This window comes from Shewanella sp. OMA3-2 (assembly GCF_021513195.1).
Classification (GTDB): Bacteria; Pseudomonadota; Gammaproteobacteria; order Enterobacterales; family Shewanellaceae; genus Shewanella.
Window position 1 is genome coordinate 403,104 of the sequence record NZ_CP090974.1, and the last position, 21,325, is coordinate 424,428.

Below are 21,325 nucleotides of genomic sequence, written 5' to 3' on the forward strand. Positions count from 1 at the left end.
TTAACATGCATGAATAAAAAGTGACGCAAAAAATCACCAAAGACGCATAATCGGTAACAAATAATTGTGTTGAATCAACTGGCATGATTGAAATTGAATTGTTATGTTGTGATGCAATAATGCTATTTGTAATTTATTGTCTATTAAAGGGATTCATATGCGTAAGCTCATTCTACCTGTATTGATATTGCTTGCTATCACTGGGTGTAAAACGACCTCAGGATCAAAAGCCTATTATTATCTGGGCGACACCACTCACCAACAAACAGCTGATAATAAACAAAATATCAACGCGCCCATCCATAACGCTACCCTAGACTCAATAATTAATAGTGCATGGCAATTAAATCTAGCATACTCACCAGAGCTTGCTGCTAGCTTAGGTAACAAAAACACCGCAGGGCAACTGCCAGATTTATCACCCGAATCACTGTCAGCACAAAATAAACAAACACAGCAAATACTTGATACATTAAAGGCACTTGATATAAGCAAGTTATCAAAAGATGACGTCATTAATGCTAAAATTTTACAAGATCAGCTACAAAACCAAGTCGATATGTACACATTCAAAGATCACTACCTGCCTATCACTGCAGAAAGTGGCTTCCATGCTTACATTGCCAGTATGGCAAATTCATCATTCAATACCACAGAAGATTATCAACATTACTTAGATAAACTGGCTGCACTGCCAACCTATTTCACACAACAAACATTTTGGTTAAAACAAGGTTTAGCTACAGGCATAACACCAGCAAAGGTCACTCTTACAGGCTTTGAAGACAGCATTAGCGCCTTTATTGTACCCGTTGAGCAAAGTGGTTACTTCAAACCGTTTACGACCTTCCCTACCCATTTTACTGAAACACAGAAAAAGCTATTAGCCCAACAAGGTAAAATAGCTATTTCAGAAAATGTACTGCCCGTTTATCAACATTTTTATGACTTTATGACCCAAGAGTACATCCCCAATGCAAGGCAACAAATCGCTGCCTCAGCCTTACCAGACGGGGCTGCATTTTACCAAAACCGAGTGGAATACTACACCACACTGCCAATGACCGCCGAAGAAGTACATCAACTTGGGTTAACAGAAGTCGCTAGAATTAAAACAGAAATGGAACAGATCATCGCGGACATTGGCTTTAAAGGCACATTTGCAGAGTTTTTACATTTTCTACGTACTGACCCACAGTTTTACCCTAAAACCGCAGAAGAGTTACTTAAAGAAGCAGCATATATAGCTAAAAAAGCCGATGCTATTTTGCCTAAGTATTTTGGCAAACTCCCCAGAACCCCCTACGGTATTGCGCCTGTACCTGCTGAAATAGCGCCTAAATACACCACTGGAAGATATGCAGGTTCTGATCGAGATGATCAACCAGGATATTACTGGGTCAACACTTATGCGTTAGATAAACGCCCTCTATATGAAATGGAAGCGTTAACCTTGCATGAAGCGGTTCCAGGGCACCACCTACAAATATCATTAAATAAAGAATTAACCGATTTACCTAATTTTAGGCGTTATAGCTATATTTCGGCTTTTGGTGAAGGTTGGGGTTTATATTCAGAATACTTAGGGCTTGAAGCGGGATTTTATCAAGACCCTTACAGTAACTTTGGTCGATTAACCTATGAAATGTGGCGCGCAGCTCGACTGGTAGTTGATACTGGTATGCATGCTAAAGGTTGGAGTCGTCAACAAGCAGTTGATTTTATGGCCAACAATACCGCTTTATCTATGCATAATGTTAACACTGAGATTGATCGTTACATCTCTTGGCCAGGACAGGCACTTTCATATAAAATTGGTGAACTAACCATTAAACGATTACGAACAAAAGCTGAAGACGCTTTAGGTGAAAAATTCAATATCAGAGAGTTTCACGATGCTGTATTAGAAAATGGTTCAGTACCCATGCCTATTCTGGAGCAAATGATAGATGCTTACATAGCTAAAAAGTCTGCTTAATCATATTTCCCCCGCTGTTCTAGCGGGGGAAATACGTTATGATGAAATACTATCGACTTACCTGGAAAACAATTCTGCGACCTTATGATTTATAAAAAATTCTCGTCTGAAAAAAAACTCAATACACCTGAACAACAACGTTTTTGGCAAAGTGTTGAGCAAAGCTATTTTAGTCGTAATGACGGCGTTAATATTGCCTACTGCCAAGTACTGCAACCGGACGCTAAACAGGCCATTGTTATTAGTAATGGTAGAGTCGAATCATATATAAAATATAAAGAATTAATTTTTGATTTATTTCAACAAGGGTACAGCGTTTTTGCTCTCGATCACCGTGGTCAGGGGCTTTCTGATAGGCTAACACAGCAGCCGCATCAAGGATATGTAGGAAAATTTGAAGATTACGTCGATGACTTCTCGTATTTTATTGAACACATTGTCCAACCTACAAAGCATCATTCTTTATCAATTATAGCTCACTCAATGGGCGGCGCAATCGCGACCTATTATTTGCATAAACATCAAAATGTTTTTGATAGCGCAGTATTGTCAGCACCTATGTTTGGTATCGCTTTACCTTTCAATACTAAAATGGTGTTGTGGTTAGCCAAACGTCTTGATAAAACATCTAAAACTACAATTGAAGGGAAAGTCACAAGCAACTATATTCTCGGTGGCACAGACTATCATCCTGCCCCCTTTATCAGTAACCACTTAACACACAGTAAACATAGGTATGAACACTATCGAGAATGTTATAGAAAACATCCTCAGGTACAACTTGGCTCACCCACCAACCATTGGTTGATTGAAGCAATTAATGCAGCGGAGAGTTGTGCCGAACTCGCGAAAAACTCACCAACACCTATCCTCATTTTACAGGCAAGTGAAGATTGCATTGTCACTAATCAATCACAGGACAATGCACTTAGCGCACAATGCCACAAGGTTGTGATCCAAGGGGCTTATCACGAAGTGTTTATCGAAAGTGATAAACTAAGAAATAAAGCATTAACTTATGCTATCCACTTTATTAAACAACACTCAAAGCTAGCTGAGACTTAACTAACTGAATAATGTCGACCTCACTTAAAGGGCGGCTGAAAATATACCCTTGAAAGCCATTACATTTAGCGTGGATTAAATTACTAAGTTGCGATTTAGTTTCAACTTGCTTAGCAATAACCTGATAATCCAATCGAGAGGCTAATTCAACTAACGCACATAACAATATTTGTGAACCAGAGTTTTGTTTATCTTCCTCAATATAACAAGTCGCTAATTTAACCTGTGAAAAACTAACGCCTTGTAATTGATTCAGTGAACATAAGCCCAAACCAAAGTTATCCAACGCCACATTAATGCCGATACCTTGAAGCGCAATAATTTTTGCTTTAACCCATTCAGCGTTAACTGAAAAAACATCCTCATTTAACTCAAACTGTAATTTACTCGGATTCACCTTACTGTTTTGAATACGGTTTAATACCACACTCACAAAATGTTCTTGATGAAAATGGCGCGAGGAGATATTTATAGACATGATCGGTGTCGGCACACCTAATAAATGCAGTTGGTTTAATGTTTGGCATGTCTGTTCAAGGATCCAAAGCTCTAATTCAAATATGAAATCTGATAATTCTGCAGCTTCTATAAATTTACGCGGACTGATGAAACCATGCTGTGGATGATACCAACGTGGCAATACTTCTACACTCATTACACGACCATCATCATCAACAACAGGCTGATACACTAAATTTAGTTGTTCCTGAGCTAGTGCAATTTCTAACTCGTGACTTAATTTAAATGGCTGTATCTGGCTATGATCAAGTTGTGGGTGATAAATAGAGCAGCCATTCGATCTTGGCTCTTTAGCATGCTCAAGAGCATTATCTGCTCTACCAAGTAGAGTTTGGGGCTCAAGTGATTCAACACCATCACAGACTACCACTCCAACACGAGCAGAAATAGAAAGATTTTGTTCAGCAACAGAAAAGCTTCGCCCAATTAACTGCCGGACTTCGCTAGCCAATGCTAAAGCTCTCTTATTAGCATGATCCTCATCATTACCAAAGTTTTTAGCCAGTAAAATAAACTCATCAGCTCCCAAACGAGCGACAAAATCAGCTGATGAAAAAGCGCTTGATAACCTGGCAGCAATTTTCATTAGTAATCGGTCACCTAATTCAGCACCTAGAGCGTCATTTAAAACAGCAAAGTTATCTAAATTTATCAACAAAATAACCGAAAATTGATTAACCTTCCGACTATGAACCTGTAAATCGTACAAGGAGTCAGCTAATGCTTCACGATTAACTAAATCAATTAAACCTGTTTGGACTTGTTTGTCCTTATCAAACTCCGTTTTTTGAACTTTTACATCCCCTGACACATCTGTAATAGTACCAATGATACGAACAGGTTTACCTTGTTGATCCCATTCGACTATTTTCCCTCTATCCAACACCCAAATATATCTACCATCTTTATGCCTTAATCGATGAACGCTTTCATATTCAGTTGTTTGGTCATCAATATACTTTTGCAATGCATTTAATACATCTGCCTTTTCTTCTCGGTGTAATCGAGACTCCCAAACAGAATAATCACTATCCAACTCATAAGACTGATAGCCCAACATGTCTTTCCAGCGGTCTGAAACATAAACACTGCCAGTGGTAATATTCCAGTCCCAAATGCCATTACGCACGCCTTCAACAGAAAATAGCCACCTCTGTTCAGCATCGTTTAATCGTTTTTGACTACGTTTGAGCTTACCACTAACTTGCACTAAATAATCTCTGAGTGATGCCACTTCCAATGAAGAACAAATAATACCCCGTTGAAAATCAGAGCTATCAATGTTTTTAGCTCTAAGGCTTAAGCAGTGTAAGGGGTGGATCCAAATCCAGTAGAGTAGAACACAAAAAACAACGAGAAATAAGGAACCGACTCCCCATATTTGAACAGTCCGATTAAAAAGAGAATCTGATGTTTGAGAGATCATCTCAGAAATATCATACTCGAGATATATCAACTCAACAGCTTGAGCATAGCTGAATCTATTGTTATCGGTTATTGGGTAATAACCCTGAATCGATAAGCGGTCAAAGTTGACCTGAAAATAGGGTTTATTAGACTGAATAACGCTTTTATGAATTACGTTAGAATAACCTTCAAGTACATTACTCGCATTACTATCACGCCAAATAATGTGGTTTGCAAAATGAATAGTCTGGCTAGGATCCAAGATCACATAGACCATCATACTCATATTAGTAGAAATCAGAGCGACCTCTTGATCGATACGACTAAAGTCTTGCGCTTGTACTGATGAGTCGACAACATGCCGCATTCGAAATAAATCTTTTTTTAGCTGCTCAATTTGCTCTTCAGCAAGCTGCTGCTTGAGTTCTGAATACTCATAGTAATATCCTCCAAATACCATTGCTAGATGCATAGACAAGAGAAAAAATGGAATAATAAATGTAAGCGACAAATTCCGTATGTTAAACAAATGATATCCAAATCAATAAAGCATTCCATATGCTAGCGGCAAAGGTTATAACAAGTAAAGAAATAGTTAGCGTTTACCTTGTAATATAAACCATAAAGTTATTGTTTATTAACAGTTTTCGCTATCAATAAAACTTATAATAGCGTAAATAATAATCGAAGCGGTTAATTGGTATATTGGCCACACGATTACCATTGTCTGCGTTATTTTAGTTGTTAAAATTTGATTAAACTCCAAATGTGAAAAGCCCATTACATGAATAACGGGCATGTCGGCCACGCTACTTTTATCCTCAAATGTTATCCTCAAATCGTAGACGTAAAAAAGCCCGTTACATTAGTAACGGGCTTATCACTCTCTTTTCAGAGAAATTTAGCGCCTGGAAATGACCTACTTTCACATGGGCAAATCGGCCACACCACTTTTATGCTCAAATGCTATCCTCAAATCGCAGACGTAAAAAAGCCCGTTGCGTTAGCAACGGGCTTATCACTACTCTTTCGAGTTAATTTGGCGCCTGGAAATGACCTACTCTCACATGGGCATATCGGCCACACTACTTTTATGCTCAAATGCTATCCTTAAATCGCAGACGTAAAAAAGCCCGTTACATTGGTAACGGGCTTATCACTCTCTTTTCAGAGAAATTTGGCGCTTGGAAATGACCTATTCCCACATGGGCATGTCGGCCACACTACTTTTATGCTCAAATGTTATCCTCAAATCGTAGACGTAAAAAAGCCCGTTACATTAGTAACGGGCTTATCACTCTCTTTTCATAGAAATTTGGCGCTTGGAAATGACCTATTCCCACATGGGCATGTCGGCCACACTACTTTTATGCTCAAATGTTATCCTCAAATCGTAGACGTAAAAAAGCCCGTTACATTAGTAACGGGCTTATCACTCTCTTTTCAGAGAAATTTAGCGCCTGGAAATGACCTACTTTCACATGGGCATATCGGCCACACCACTTTCATGCTCAAATGCTATCCTTAAATCGCAGACGTAAAAAAGCCCATTGCGTTAGCAACGGGCTTATCACTACTCTTTCGAGTTAATTTGGCGCCTGGAAATGACCTACTCTCACATGGGGAGACCCCACACTACCATCGGCGATACTGTGTTTCACTTCTGAGTTCGGAATGGGATCAGGTGGTGCCACAGCTCTATGGTTTCCAGACAAATTTTGTTTATCTAACACACTCATTGTGCATTAAATAATAATTCGGAAAGCTGATTTGCTTACGCCCTTATCAGAGCTTCGCTTATTTGAGTTCTCGCACTGCTTAAGTGTCACATTCTAATACTAAGTCGTATCAGTAAAACCCATCTGGGTTGTATGGTTAAGCCTCACGGGTCATTAGTACAAGTTAGCTCAACGCCTCACAACGCTTACACACCTTGCCTATCAACGTAGTAGTCTCCTACGGCCCTTTAGAGAGCTTAAAGCTCTAGGGATGACTCATCTTGGGGCTCGCTTCCCGCTTAGATGCTTTCAGCGGTTATCGATTCCGAACGTAGCTACTGGGCAATGCCATTGGCATGACAACCCAAACACCAGCGGTTCGTCCACTCCGGTCCTCTCGTACTAGGAGCAGCTCCCCTCAATCATCCAACGCCCACGGCAGATAGGGACCGAACTGTCTCACGACGTTCTGAACCCAGCTCGCGTACCACTTTAAATGGCGAACAGCCATACCCTTGGGACCGACTTCAGCCCCAGGATGTGATGAGCCGACATCGAGGTGCCAAACACCGCCGTCGATATGAACTCTTGGGCGGTATCAGCCTGTTATCCCCGGAGTACCTTTTATCCGTTGAGCGATGGCCCTTCCATTCAGAACCACCGGATCACTATGACCTACTTTCGTACCTGCTCGACGTGTATGTCTCGCAGTTAAGCTGGCTTATGCCATTGCACTAACCGTACGATGTCCGACCGTACTTAGCCAACCTTCGTGCTCCTCCGTTACTCTTTGGGAGGAGACCGCCCCAGTCAAACTACCCACCAGGCACTGTCCTCAACCCCGATAAGGGGCCAGAGTTAGAACATCAAAACTACAAGGGTGGTATTTCAAGATTGACTCCACTCCATCTAGCGACGAAGCTTCAAAGTCTCCCACCTATCCTACACATGTAGGTTCAATGTTCAGTGCCAAGCTATAGTAAAGGTTCACGGGGTCTTTCCGTCTAGCCGCGGGTATACGGCATCTTCACCGCAATTTCAACTTCACTGAGTCTCGGCTGGAGACAGCGTGGCCATCATTACGCCATTCGTGCAGGTCGGAACTTACCCGACAAGGAATTTCGCTACCTTAGGACCGTTATAGTTACGGCCGCCGTTTACTTGGGCTTCGATCATGAGCTTCTCTTGCGATAACCCAATCAATTAACCTTCAAGCACCGGGCAGGCGTCACACCGTATACGTCATCTTGCGATTTTGCACAGTGCTGTGTTTTTGATAAACAGTTGCAGCCACCTGGTATCTGCGACTGCCGTCAGCTTAGGGAGCAAGTCCCATCACCAACAGCAGCGTACCTTCTCCCGAAGTTACGGTACCATTTTGCCTAGTTCCTTCAGCCGAGTTCTCTCAAGCGCCTTGGTATTCTCTACCCGACCACCTGTGTCGGTTTGGGGTACGATCCCTACTAACCTGAAGCTTAGAAGATTTTCCTGGAAGCATGGCATCAACTACTTCATCACCTTAGTGACTCGTCATCAGCTCTCAACGTGTACATTTAAGTACGTGTTCCCGGATTTGCCTAAGAACACCGCCTACTACCTTAAACGCGGACTACCAACGCCGCGCTAGCCTAGCCTTCTCCGTCTCTCCATCGCAGTTAGCAGAGGTACAGAAATATTAATCTGTTTTCCATCGATTACGCCTTTCGGCCTCACCTTAGGGGTCGACTCACCCTGCCCCGATTAACGTTGGACAGGAACCCTTGGTCTTTCGGCGAGGGAGTTTTTCACTCCCTTTATCGTTACTCATGTCAGCATTCGCACTTCTGATACGTCCAGTGTGGGTTACCCCTTCACCTTCAACCGCTTACAGAACGCTCCTCTACCGCTTGCAGTAAACTGCAAACCCGTAGCTTCGGTGGTATGTTTAGCCCCGTTAAATCTTCCGCGCAGGCCGACTCGACTAGTGAGCTATTACGCTTTCTTTAAATGATGGCTGCTTCTAAGCCAACATCCTAGCTGTCTAAGCCTTCCCACATCGTTTCCCACTTAACATACACTTTGGGACCTTAGCTGACGGTCTGGGTTGTTTCCCTTTTGACAACGGACGTTAGCACCCGCTGTCTGTCTCCCGAGTAGTACTCATTGGTATTCGGAGTTTGCAAAGGGTTGGTAAGTCGGGATGACCCCCTAGCCTTAACAGTGCTCTACCCCCAATGGTATTCGCTCGAGGCGCTACCTAAATAGCTTTCGAGGAGAACCAGATATCTCCGAGTTTGATTGGCCTTTCACCCCCAGCCACAAGTCATCCGCTCATTTTTCAACATAAGTCGGTTCGGTCCTCCAGTTGATGTTACTCAACCTTCAACCTGCCCATGGCTAGATCACTCGGTTTCGGGTCTACGCCTTGCAACTAAACGCGCAGTTAACACTCGGTTTCCCTACGGCTCCGCTATTCGCTTAACCTCGCTACAAAACGTAAGTCGCTGACCCATTATACAAAAGGTACGCAGTCACGGTCTCAAGAACCGCTCCCACTGCTTGTACGTATACGGTTTCAGGTTCTATTTCACTCCCCTCACAGGGGTTCTTTTCGCCTTTCCCTCACGGTACTGGTTCACTATCGGTCAGTCAGGAGTATTTAGCCTTGGAGGATGGTCCCCCCATATTCAAACAGGATGTCACGTGTCCCGCCTTACTCGTTTTCATCTATGGTTAGTTTTCATGTACGGGGCTATCACCCTGTGCCGCTGTGCTTTCCAACACATTCCACTAACACCCCATAGACTTAAGGGCTAATCCCCGTTCGCTCGCCGCTACTAGGGGAATCTCGGTTGATTTCTTTTCCTCTGGGTACTTAGATGTTTCAGTTCCCCAGGTTCGCCTCATGCAACTATGTATTCACTGCATGATGACCACTTATGTGGCCGGGTTTCCCCATTCGGATATCGTTAGCTCAAATGCTTATTACTAGCTCGCCAACGCTTTTCGCAAGTTATTACGTCCTTCATCGCCTCTGACTGCCAAGGCATCCACCGTATACGCTTAGTCACTTAACCATACAACCCAAATGAGTTTCACTTGCGTGAACTAATTAGACTGTATCGCAACTAGCTGGTTTTTACTTGTCTCACTCCCGACCAGGAAGTGTGACTCGCCTTAGTTTTTAGAATATTCAAGACACTTAAACAGTGTTTTGAGAACTCAAGTGTTAATACTTTCGTATTAACGTTTTTCGCACTAACATAATCACACAAACGACAACGAATCATCATCTATGCGCCTTTAGTTAGTACTATCAGCTTTCCAAATTGTTAAAGAACAACACTGACCGGCAAGCGGCGTGTTTCACTCTACTTCCGAAGAAGTTAACAAGTAATCTGTGTGAACACTCACATGCATTGCTGCACTTTAGGTATTGAGTTAGTCGTATAGGTAAGGAGGTGATCCAGCCCCAGGTTCCCCTAGGGCTACCTTGTTACGACTTCACCCCAGTCATGAACCACAAAGTGGTGAGCGTTCTCCCGAAGGTTAAACTACCCACTTCTTTTGCAGCCCACTCCCATGGTGTGACGGGCGGTGTGTACAAGGCCCAGGAACGTATTCACCGTGACATTCTGATTCACGATTACTAGCGATTCCGACTTCATGGAGTCGAGTTGCAGACTCCAATCCGGACTACGACGTACTTTGTGAGATTAGCTCCACCTCGCGGCTTTGCAACCCTCTGTATACGCCATTGTAGCACGTGTGTAGCCCTACTCGTAAGGGCCATGATGACTTGACGTCGTCCCCACCTTCCTCCGGTTTATCACCGGCAGTCTCCCTAAAGTTCCCGACATAACTCGCTGGCAAATAAGGATAGGGGTTGCGCTCGTTGCGGGACTTAACCCAACATTTCACAACACGAGCTGACGACAGCCATGCAGCACCTGTCTCACAGTTCCCGAAGGCACAATCGCATCTCTGCAATCTTCTGTGGATGTCAAGAGTAGGTAAGGTTCTTCGCGTTGCATCGAATTAAACCACATGCTCCACCGCTTGTGCGGGCCCCCGTCAATTCATTTGAGTTTTAACCTTGCGGCCGTACTCCCCAGGCGGTCTACTTAATGCGTTAGCTTGGGAGCCCAGTGACTAAGTCACCAAACTCCGAGTAGACATCGTTTACGGCGTGGACTACCAGGGTATCTAATCCTGTTTGCTCCCCACGCTTTCGTGCATGAGCGTCAGTCTTTGTCCAGGAGGCCGCCTTCGCCACCGGTATTCCTTCAGATATCTACGCATTTCACCGCTACACCTGAAATTCTACCTCCCTCTACAAGACTCTAGTTCCCCAGTTCCAAATGCTATTCCTAGGTTGAGCCCAGGGCTTTCACATCTGGCTTAAAAAACCGCCTGCGCACGCTTTACGCCCAGTAATTCCGATTAACGCTCGGACCCTCCGTATTACCGCGGCTGCTGGCACGGAGTTAGCCGGTCCTTCTTCTGTAGGTAACGTCACAGTAACCGTTTATTAAACGACTACCTTTCCTCCCTACTGAAAGTGCTTTACAACCCGAAGGCCTTCTTCACACACGCGGCATGGCTGCATCAGGCTTTCGCCCATTGTGCAATATTCCCCACTGCTGCCTCCCGTAGGAGTCTGGGCCGTGTCTCAGTCCCAGTGTGGCTGATCATCCTCTCAGAACAGCTAGGGATCGTCGCCTTGGTGAGCCATTACCTCACCAACTAGCTAATCCCACCTAGGTTCATCCAATCGCGAAAGGCCCGAAGGTCCCCTCCTTTCCCCCGTAGGGCGTATGCGGTATTAGCAGTCGTTTCCAACTGTTATCCCCCTCGACTGGGCAGATCCCTAGGCATTACTCACCCGTCCGCCGCTCGCCGGCAAAGATAGCAAGCTACCTTCCCGCTGCCGCTCGACTTGCATGTGTTAGGCCTGCCGCCAGCGTTCAATCTGAGCCATGATCAAACTCTTCAATTAAAGTTTTTTGAATCTTGCGATTCGGCTCAATGAATTCTGATTGCTTTATCAACCGAAGTTAACAAAGTCTTTTTGTACATATTGCTATGAACATTCATCGTTGCATTGAGTTTAAATTTTTTGATTGCCAACATTCCGAAGAACAGAAGACAATTTCGAATAACTCAATACCTGTGAATGTCCACACAGATTTCTTGTTTAAGTTGTTAAAGAGCGTTGATGTTAATTTTTCAAACATCGCCGTTAGACGCTAGGTCGTTGGCTTGGGCTGCGTATTCTACAGACCCTATTGTCAGCGTCAAGTGTTTTTTCAAACTTTCTTTTCGCTGTTGATTTGATGATGAAACCGAAGTTTTTATCCTTTCAAATCAACCTAACCCGCCGCGTTGCTTTCGCGCTGTGCCGTGTCAGTGGATGCGCATTATAGGGGGATTCTAAAACCACGCAACCCCTTTTTAAAAGTTATTTGTTGTTTTTGGCTTGTTTGCGGATAATTTAGCCTGACCAGCTAGTTTTTAAGCATTATACTGTCAGAAACCATGAATATATAAGGATTGTTATGTCTACGAACGTAAGAACTTACCAAGGGATCCACCCAGATTTAGCTGATAACGTTTATGTTGACGACTCAGCTGTGCTTGTAGGTGACATTAAATTAGACCATGACGCCAGTATTTGGCCGCTGGTTGCAGCACGTGGTGATGTAAACAAGATCCGTATTGGTAAACGCAGTAATGTACAAGATGGCAGTATATTACATGTGACTCGTAAATCTGCTGCTAACCCTGATGGACACCCATTACTTATAGGTGACGATGTGACCATTGGTCACAAGGCAATGTTACATGGCTGCAAAATTGGCCATCGTGTATTAATAGGCATGGGTGCGATTTTACTTGATGGTGCAATAGTAGAGGATGACGTGATTGTTGGTGCAGGTTCATTAGTGCCACCAAATAAGATTTTATCAAGCGGTTATTTGTATGTTGGCAGCCCATGCAAGCAAGTTCGCCCTTTAACTGAGGCGGAGCGCGCTTTTTTACCACAATCTGCTGACAATTATGTTCGTTTAAAAAATGAATACTTAGTGGACTTACAGCAATCGAGCTAAAGATTATATCTGATATGGACCAGTACAAGATTGGTCCATTTTGCGTAAACTCTTAACGTTAATAACACTTATGTTTATTTTATCAATTAACTAATGATTATGCTTAGATGGGTGTAAATCATGACTCAGGTCTATATCTAACAAAGAATCTAACAAAGATTGTCACTTTTATTACTAAACAATTGTTATACAGACGGCTTAAAGGGCGTTTGGTGATTACAATATAAGCTTAATCAATATTCTAACGTCTGAAGCCCCTAACTCGATTTCGTTATGTCAAAAGTCGAAAAAGTTGAAAGTTTGGCCAACTACGATAAATTAACCGAACGTTATCACGATAAAAAGTTTGATGCTGCGATTCAGTAATGGCGACATAACCCCCCATTAGCAACTTGCACAATTATAATAGCGCAATGTCACCGCTGTCACAGAAAGCTTCTTGCTCTATCAACGCTTCGGCTTTATCTTCTAAATCAAATCGGCATAGCTCAAACAAGTTAATCGCGTTATGTTCATTAACGTCCTGATTATCACAAAGAGCACTGATTACAGCAAAGCTAGCAAAACAATTAATGTTCACTCCTTGCTGCTGTGCAATAAATCTGACTTGATTAGTTTCTATATAGAGTTGATCGGTAAAAATCACACTTTGATTCATTAACTCGATACCTTTTGAGCCAGTAATGGCCGCAGCTTTTCCATAACAGGTTCAGTATCTGGGGTGACTCCGCGCCATAGACTAAAGCTTTTTGCTGCCTGACCAACCAACATCCCTAAGCCATCAGCCGTTTGATGCGCTTTTTGCTCTGTGGCCCATTGATTAAATACAGTGGTATGTTGACTGTAGGTCATGTCATAACAGTCTGTTGTTTCATCGACAATAACGCTAGGTAAAGATATTAACTGCCCAGATAGACCCGCTGACGTTGAGTTAATCACTAAATCAAATGGTGATAGAAGTTCCTCAATTGATTTAGCAAAAAAATTACCATAATCACAGAACAAAGTTTGCAGCTGTTGCGCTTTTTCATGGGTTCGATTACAGATAACCAATTGAGCCACATGATGCTGTAGAATGGGCAAAATACACCCTCTTGCAGCGCCACCAGCTCCTATTAATAGTACATATTTGCCTTTTAATGGGCCGAACTGTGCTTCAAGATCATTAACAAGTCCAACCCCATCAGTATTATCGCCGTATATTTTGCCTTCATCAGTAAAAGTCAACGTGTTCACCGCGCCTGCTAATTGGGCTAACTCACTGAGTTCATCACAAAGCGCATAAGCTTGTTCTTTAAACGGGGCGGTAACATTGGCGCCTTTCGCACCTTGTTTAATAAAGGTGCGCAGGGTTTCCTCAAATTGATCGACCGGTGCAAGTATTGTTTGGTAACTCATATTTTGCAGGGTTTGCTTAGCAAACTCGCTATGAATATAAGGTGATTGACTTTGCGCAATCGGGTTACCTAATACGGCATATAAATCGGTCATCAATTATCTCTCCAGTCTTATTACATGACGCTCATACATTATAGCAGTTACTTTGTATAAGCTCGTGGCAAGTCGGATGAGGTTGTGTAACGCTCACGTAACTTGTCTTGACGACTTTGCGTGCTTTGCTCTTTACCGTCAATGTACATTTTTACCACATGACTACTATATTCAAATGGGTCACCATTCCAAATAACAATATCGGCCACCTTGCCTGCAGCAATTTTACCGCTGTCGATGTTAAACACATCCGCGACGTTAGCCGTCATTGAGGCTAAAGCAGCGTTATAATCCATGCCATTTGCAACAGCATTACCTGCACTATAACGTAAACTATAGACATTATGGCTATCGCCAATGTTAGATAATATCACTTTAACACCAGCGGCATTTAATTTACCCGCATTGCTTAAGTCATTATGTAAAGAATCAAAGCTTTCAGGTAAGTTGCGCATTGCATCAATAATCACTGGCACATTGGCTTTCGCTATTTCATCGGCAATTAGTACCGCATCTGCTGCGCCAATGAAAATGACATTAAGCTTAAAGCGTTGCTTAATTTTAAGCACAGCTAACATATCACTAGCACGATCAGCGGCAACGATAAGCGGCTTTTCACCAGCAAGTAGCTGATTGATAATTTCATCTGCTGCTTCAGGTTCTATTACTTCATCGCCTTTACTCTTTTTGCCTGTACCTGCCTTAGCGAGTGACTTTTGCGCTTTCTCAAGCTGAGTGACTAATTGCTGTAAATAAGTCGCTCGAGATCCTTCATGGTTAGCACCTAACTCGACAAATACCGCTGTATTAGTTTGTTTAACGCTATCCCATCCACCGGTTAAATCGATAACAAATGTTTGACCAGCAAAGATATTGTCCCCACCACCAGAAGTAACCACGTTACGGGTAATCCCCCCCTTACGAGTAAAGGCAATACTGCTGGCTTTTGGGTTATAGGCATAGCTAGGGTCAAAAGTGATGTCCGCTTTTTTATCTTGAGCATCACCAGATTCACTGACAGCACTAATTTCAACGAGACCCAGTATGTTCATCGAGCCAATAAATCCAGGAGTAACAACGCCCCCTTTAGCATCGATAACTTTATCTACTTCATATTTTTCAGCGTTAGTTGCCGTATTAACCGCTGTAATAATGCCATCTTTCACTACAACTACAGCGTTTTCTAACACACCTTGATCTGTTGCTGTGTGTACTGTGGCATTAGTAATTGCAAATGATTCAGCTAACACCAAACCCGATGCCCCGAACATGGCACTGGCCATTGATAAAGCAAGTAACGTTTTTGTCATTTTTTTCATGTTATTAGCCTTATTCCTGTCCAAGTAAAAAGTCGCTTTGAGCTTGGTAGCGGGTATCTTTATTATCGAATACCTTTGCACCATCAATAAATACTTGCTCAGCTTTAGCGTAGACACTAAACGGGTTTACATTCCAAATAACCACATCAGCGTTCTTACCGACGGTTAATGAACCCGTTGTATCGGCAATGCCTAAAGACTTGGCAGCATTCGCTGTGATCCAGCTAATGGCTTGCTCTTCTTTATAATTAAACCCATTGGCATTCGCATTGTGCATGATTTTGGCGCTTTCTTGATTCAAGCGTTGAATCGTGACCGGAGAATCTGAATGCACTACAGCGCAGGAGTTTTTAACCGAATCCACAATGGCGACATTTTCCAGCACCATGTCGTAGGCTTCTAACTTGAACCCCCACCAATCTGGCCACATAGCAGCACAGTTTCCATTTTCAGCCAACGTATCGGCAATTTTGTAAGCTTCGATAGCGTGGTGGAATGTTCCAGAGTGGTAATTAAACTCTTTACCTAGATCAATCATCATCACCATTTCTTCGGCTTTATAACAATGATTATGAATTAGAATGTCACCTTCCAACACCCCTTGTAAGGTATCGAGGGTTAAATCTCGCTTAGGTGCAACGGCATTTTTACCCGCTGCATAATCGGCTTCATACTTATCCCATGCACGCTTATATTCAGTTGCTTCAATAAATGCCTGGCGATAACCCGCCATATTACCCATACGCGTCATAGGTGGAACATCGCGGCTACCATAGAGTGACTTAGGGTTTTCACCACAGGCCATTTTTAAACCATAAGGCGCATCAGGGAACTTCATGCCTTGCATACTTTCTGATGGGACATTTTTTAAAGTCACACCACGACCACCAATTAAATTAGCTGAACCTGGTAAGATCTGCATTGTGGTTACACCACCTTCTCTAGCCCGATTAAAGCCAGGGTCCTGTGGCCATACACTGTGTTCAGCCCATACTTCAGCCGTCACTGGGTTGGTCATTTCATTACCGTCGTTATGCGACTCGGCATTGGGGCTAGGATAAACCCCCAGATGAGAATGCACATCAATAATACCTGGAGTTACCCACTTACCTTTAGCATCGACAACTATTGCACCATCGGCAACTAGATTTTTCCCTACCGCACTAATCTTGCCATCAATCATAACTAAATCAGCATTATCAATTCTTTCACCAGTACCAGTTAGCACGATAGCATTCTTAATTATTGTTTTTGTGCTTGGTAAGGCTTGATAGGTACTTGGATAAGGGTTTTTATTAATTGTTACTTTAGGATCTTGAGTTTCTGATTGGTTGCATCCCACAAGGGCTGCAGTGACAGCAATCATCACCAAAGATGGCATCATCTTAGTCATTTTTGTTCTCCTTTGAAATTGGCGCCAATTTAGCAAGATAGTCAACCAAACAACATAGAAAGATGTAACTAAATCGTTTCAAAACATTAATCAAAAGTTGTCACTAGTTGTTGTTGGTAAGAAAAAGGCTAAATGATATATAATAATTAACAAATAAATAGACGGTATCACAATGAATTGGCTGAAAAAATTTTTCCAGAAACAGGAAGAGGGTCATCAAAGAGATGTTAAGCAATCTAATGCTTATGATTTAATTGGCGGTGATAAAGTGATTCAAGCGATCGCCCATGAATTTTATCAACAAATGCAACAACGACCAGAAACTAAAACACTATTAGCGCTTCATCGCGCGCCAATAGCAGAGTCAGAGGCTAAACTATATGAATTCTTAAGTGGTTGGCTAGGCGGGCCGCCACTTTATCAACAAAAACATGGTCATCCGGCACTGCGCGCAAGACATATGTCATTTTCAATTGATGAGTCGATGCGTGACCAGTGGCTTATTTGTATGCGGGCGGCTATTGATAAATGCATGAAAAAGCCTGCACATCGTCAGGCGATTATTCAGGCTATTTCCACTTTAGCAGATCACATGCGTAATCAATAAATAGCTAACACTTACTTGTTTAGCCCTAACCAATCTTGTGGCTTAAGGTAGTAGTCATATAATTCTGCTTCAGGCGTACCGTCTTCCGGCGTAAAACCATACTCCCAGCGCACAAGTGGCGGCATAGACATCAAAATAGACTCTGTGCGGCCACCCGTTTGCAAACCAAACAAGGTGCCACGGTCATAAACAAGATTAAACTCAACATAGCGGCCGCGACGATAAAGCTGGAATTGCCGCTCTTCATCTTGGTATTCCAATGCTTTATTACGCTCCACGATAGGCTCATAGGCTTCGATAAAACCATTACCAACCGCTTGCATAAACGCAAAACTTTGCTCAAATCCTGGTTTATTAAGATCATCAAAAAACAATCCGCCTACACCACGAGTTTCATTGCGATGGGGCAAAAAGAAATAATCATCACACCATTTTTTATATTTAGGGTAAACCTCTTCACCAAACGGCAAACATAAATCATGTGCGGTTTGATGCCAAAAAACAACATCTTGCTCAAATGGATAATAGGGCGTTAAATCAAACCCACCACCAAACCACCACACTGGTTCTGCGCCTTCTTTACTGGCAATGAAAAAACGCACATTAGCATGAGTTGTTGGAATATAAGGATTATTGGGATGAATAACTAATGACACCCCCATCGCCTCAAAACTTCTTCCCGCTAATTCGGGACGATGTGCAGTGGCTGACGCAGGCATTGCCGCGCCCATAACGTGGGAAAAATTAACTCCGGCCTGCTCGAATACATTACCTTGAGTTAATACCATACTGGTGCCACCGCCACCTTCTTCACGCTTCCAAGACTCGGCATTGAAAGTTGACTTACCATCAAGCGCAGTTAAACGCTGACAAATTCGCTGTTGAAGGGACAATAAAAATGTTTTTACTTGTTCAACATTAGGTAAAACAGCAGTATCTGAACCTGTTTGCATAAAATTAGTTTCCATTTCTAATAACGTGGCCTGTGCGTGCATCAATAATGGTAGAAGGTTGGCGCTGTTCACCTAATTCCCCTATCACTAGCGCATCAATCTTACCGTTAAAGTCGGTTAAAATTTGTGTAGCCTGCATCACAGGCGCTTCCCCCGCTAGATTAGCACTGGTTGATACTAATGGTTTGTGCAACGTGTCGCAAAGGGTACGCACAGTTGAATGTGCAGACACCCTAACCGCAATAGAGGAGAACTCACCACATAATAATGATGAAACATTAGATTTAATTGGCATAACAAAAGTAAACGGACCAGGCCATTTCGACAGTGCAAACTCAAGCTGAGCAGAGGTTAACTGAGACTCATCGACATAATCAGCTAATTGTTCAAAATGACTGGCAACCAAGATTAATCCCTTTTGCCATGGGCGCTGCTTTACATCTAATAGTTTTTGAATAGCAATGTCATTATCGGGATCACAGCCTAACCCAAATACGGCCTCTGTTGGGTAGGCAATAACCCCCCTTTAGAAATAACATCAACAACAGCATCGGGTTGTAATTGCAACATAATAGATCCTTAACACAAGCTAATTATAGCGGCCGTTTGTATTTACACGTTTTTTGAGGACATTCTAAACGATTTCCAGCAGCCCCTTTACGTTCAACTAATATACCAAAATCGCAATCAGGGCACGCTTCATTAATGGGCGGATAGTTAACGATATACTTGCATTGCGGGTAGGCACTACAGGCAAAAAACGTTTTACCGTAGCGGCTAGTGCGTGACTCTAACTGTCCTTTTTGACAATGAGGACATGCTATCGCTTCCGCTTCATTACTGTGATCATGCTTTTCAATATGATGACATTCGGGATAATGAGTGCAACCAATGAAGATACCAAAGCGTCCTGATTTCACTGCTAATTCATGGCCACATTCAGGACAGCTTGAGCCAGTAATAACTTGGGTTTCTATCGACTCATGCTGCACTAAAGGCCGAGTATAATCACATGTCGGATAATTATTACAACCAACAAAACTGCCGTGTTTACTATGCTTTAATGATAACTCGCAACCACACTTAGGGCAGAGTTCAAACTCTTTCTTTAAAGCGTGCTCATGGGCAGTAAATAATTGTTGATCAATTTTTGACATGACTCATCTAATTGTTATGTTTTATTTGAATACGGCTAAATCTAAATTAAAACAATTTTACCCTATCAGGATCGAAAAAGGAGGCATAGCCTCCTTTTATTTACTGCTTAGTCACGTTACGAATGTAAATGACCATCAGGTTGTTCGAAGATTAAATCTTCCATTTGTTCATAAGCAGATTCATTTCCAGGGACATTGAATAACACCATCAATACTACCCATTTTAAATCTTCCAATACTAATATCGGCTCATCTAAGTCCATCACTCTGTCGATAACCATTTCTCGGGTTTCAACACTTAGCACTTGGATTTGCTCTAGAAACAATAAAAAACCACGACATTGCACATCTAATTTGGCAGCTTCTTGTTTAGTATAAATACGGAAAGAATGTTGCGCATGATTGCATAAGTATGGTTTATCACTTTCTTGTAAGTCCGCTAAACGCTCAAGCCATGCCAAGGCTTTAATAATATCGACCTGATGAAAACCAGCACGCGTAAGCTCTTTGGTTAATTCATCTTCATCAACCAATAACTCTATCTCACTGTGGACATAGTTCTCAAATAAATACATGAGGATATCAAACATGGCTAACTCCTCTTTAGTCTGACGTAACCACCGGGCACTACAGCAACCCACCCTTGTAACTCAAGTTCAAGCAATTCCACTAACACCAGATCTATCGGTTTTCCACTGTGCTCGACTACAGCATCGACTGTTGTAGTCTCATACCCTACACTTGCTAACAGACTAGCTAACTGCGAAGGAAATGGCAAATTACTCATTTCACTAGCTTGTATATGGTGACGATGGTGCAATTGTACAAGGTGATACTCAGATAAACACCCTAATTCTTCTATTATATCGGCAGCATCCTCAACAAGTTTTGCGCCATTTTTAATTAAATCATGACAACCCTGATGATATCCCGCGATTGTCGACCCTGGAACGGCAAAAACTTCGCGGTTTTGCTCCATTGCTAATCGAGCTGTTATTAATGAGCCACTTTTACGCGCAGCCTCAATCACCACTGTGCCTAAGCTTAATCCACTGACTACGCGGTTACGCTTAGGAAAGTGCCCCGCGACCGGACTCACTTTCGGCCAAAACTCACTAATAATGCAGCCATCTTGCTGAATATCGTCGTATAACGATTTATGTCTTTTAGGATAGACAACATCCACACCACAACCCAATACAGCTAATGTTACACCATTATTCGCCACTACGGCTTTATGCGCAGCACCATCGATACCAGCAGCCATACCACTAGTAATACTAAACCCATAACTAGAAAGGTCACGAGCTAGATTGGCTGCCGTATCGGCGCCGTGCAATGACATATTACGGCTACCAACAATAGCGATTGAAGGGGCCAATAATCCATTGACTTGCCCTTTGACAAAAAGCATTGAGGGAGGATCATATATTTGCTGTAACAAGGGCGGGTATAAGGGATCAGATAAACAGATAAGATGGTGATTATCGGCTTGTTCAAGCCAATCGAAGGCACTATCGACTTTATCAAAATCGATTTTACACACTTTCAAAGATTGAGAAGAAAGCGGTAAGGCATCGGGTTCAAATTGTAGCCTTTGCCTTAACTCTTCAACATCCATGTGCATTA

General features: G+C 42.6%; 13 protein-coding genes, 3 rRNA genes and 1 pseudogene. 4 read left to right on the forward strand and 13 right to left on the reverse strand.

What is annotated here, in order from left to right; translation table 11 throughout:
* Positions 1-157 precede the first annotated feature (157 nt).
* Together L0B17_RS01875 and L0B17_RS01880 are read left to right on the forward strand one after the other, a co-directional pair.
* Positions 158-1,978, forward strand: a complete 1,821-nt coding sequence (locus tag L0B17_RS01875; protein ID WP_235087174.1) for a DUF885 domain-containing protein — start codon at positions 158-160, stop codon at positions 1,976-1,978.
* A gap of 84 nt (positions 1,979-2,062) precedes the next feature.
* On the forward strand, positions 2,063-3,043 hold the full coding sequence (locus L0B17_RS01880; RefSeq protein ID WP_235087176.1) for an alpha/beta fold hydrolase: 981 nt from the start codon (positions 2,063-2,065) through the stop codon (positions 3,041-3,043).
* Here L0B17_RS01880 and L0B17_RS01885 read toward each other — a convergent pair.
* The 4 genes from L0B17_RS01885 to L0B17_RS01900 form a co-directional block, all read right to left on the reverse strand.
* Positions 3,012-5,429 carry a putative bifunctional diguanylate cyclase/phosphodiesterase gene (locus tag L0B17_RS01885; protein WP_235087177.1) on the reverse strand — a complete coding sequence of 806 codons (2,418 nt, stop codon included), beginning with the start codon at positions 5,427-5,429 and terminating at the stop codon, positions 3,012-3,014. The two genes, L0B17_RS01880 and L0B17_RS01885, sit on opposite strands and share 32 nt — an antisense overlap.
* Positions 5,430-6,565: 1,136 nt before the next feature.
* A 5S ribosomal RNA gene (rrf, locus tag L0B17_RS01890) occupies positions 6,566-6,681 on the reverse strand.
* 159 nt (positions 6,682-6,840) lie between these two features.
* Positions 6,841-9,743 (reverse strand): 23S ribosomal RNA (locus L0B17_RS01895).
* 377 nt (positions 9,744-10,120) lie between these two features.
* A 16S ribosomal RNA gene (locus tag L0B17_RS01900) occupies positions 10,121-11,665 on the reverse strand.
* Together the 16S, 23S and 5S rRNA genes form the textbook arrangement of a ribosomal RNA operon.
* 559 nt (positions 11,666-12,224) lie before the next feature.
* Here L0B17_RS01900 and L0B17_RS01905 point away from each other — a divergent pair.
* Positions 12,225-12,776: a gamma carbonic anhydrase family protein gene (locus L0B17_RS01905; RefSeq protein WP_235087179.1), complete on the forward strand. Its 552-nt coding sequence runs from the start codon at positions 12,225-12,227 to the stop codon at positions 12,774-12,776.
* A 400-nt stretch (positions 12,777-13,176) separates the two neighbouring features.
* Here L0B17_RS01905 and L0B17_RS01910 read toward each other — a convergent pair whose 3' ends face one another.
* The 4 genes from L0B17_RS01910 to L0B17_RS01925 are packed head-to-tail and all read right to left on the reverse strand — an operon-like array spanning position 13,177 to position 16,979.
* The gene (locus L0B17_RS01910; RefSeq protein WP_235087181.1) at positions 13,177-13,434 is read right to left on the reverse strand and encodes a DUF1488 domain-containing protein; all 258 of its coding nucleotides are present in this window, start codon (positions 13,432-13,434) and stop codon (positions 13,177-13,179) included.
* Complete coding sequence (aroE, locus tag L0B17_RS01915; RefSeq protein WP_235087182.1) at positions 13,434-14,267, reverse strand: shikimate dehydrogenase; 834 nt, start codon at positions 14,265-14,267, stop codon at positions 13,434-13,436. Before aroE ends, L0B17_RS01910 begins: the two co-directional genes overlap by 1 nt.
* Positions 14,268-14,314: 47 nt before the next feature.
* Positions 14,315-15,586, reverse strand: a complete 1,272-nt coding sequence (locus L0B17_RS01920; protein ID WP_235087184.1) for an amidohydrolase family protein — start codon at positions 15,584-15,586, stop codon at positions 14,315-14,317.
* A gap of 10 nt (positions 15,587-15,596) precedes the next feature.
* The gene (locus L0B17_RS01925) at positions 15,597-16,979 is read right to left on the reverse strand and encodes an amidohydrolase (RefSeq protein ID WP_235087186.1); all 1,383 of its coding nucleotides are present in this window, start codon (positions 16,977-16,979) and stop codon (positions 15,597-15,599) included.
* A 172-nt stretch (positions 16,980-17,151) separates the two neighbouring features.
* On the opposite strand from L0B17_RS01925, the gene L0B17_RS01930 reads away from it, so the two are divergent.
* Positions 17,152-17,586: a group II truncated hemoglobin gene (locus tag L0B17_RS01930; RefSeq protein WP_235087188.1), complete on the forward strand. Its 435-nt coding sequence runs from the start codon at positions 17,152-17,154 to the stop codon at positions 17,584-17,586.
* 11 nt (positions 17,587-17,597) lie between these two features.
* Here the strand turns inward: L0B17_RS01930 and hemF are convergent, their stop codons facing one another.
* The 5 genes and pseudogenes from hemF to dprA all read right to left on the reverse strand — a co-directional run bounded on the left by hemF (position 17,598) and on the right by dprA (position 21,317).
* Positions 17,598-18,539: an oxygen-dependent coproporphyrinogen oxidase gene (gene hemF, locus L0B17_RS01935; RefSeq protein WP_235087190.1), complete on the reverse strand. Its 942-nt coding sequence runs from the start codon at positions 18,537-18,539 to the stop codon at positions 17,598-17,600.
* 4 nt (positions 18,540-18,543) lie between these two features.
* Positions 18,544-19,109: pseudogene (locus tag L0B17_RS01940) on the reverse strand (L-threonylcarbamoyladenylate synthase).
* A 23-nt stretch (positions 19,110-19,132) separates the two neighbouring features.
* Positions 19,133-19,696, reverse strand: coding sequence for a DNA topoisomerase family protein (locus L0B17_RS01945; protein WP_235087192.1), 564 nt, complete (start codon positions 19,694-19,696; stop codon positions 19,133-19,135).
* Between the two features lie 116 nt (positions 19,697-19,812).
* Complete coding sequence (locus L0B17_RS01950; RefSeq protein WP_226412314.1) at positions 19,813-20,286, reverse strand: DUF494 family protein; 474 nt, start codon at positions 20,284-20,286, stop codon at positions 19,813-19,815.
* Positions 20,287-20,288: 2 nt separating this feature from the next.
* Entirely contained in the window at positions 20,289-21,317 is a 1,029-nt protein-coding gene (gene dprA / locus L0B17_RS01955) for a DNA-processing protein DprA (RefSeq protein WP_235089490.1), read from the reverse strand.
* Positions 21,318-21,325 lie beyond the last annotated feature (8 nt).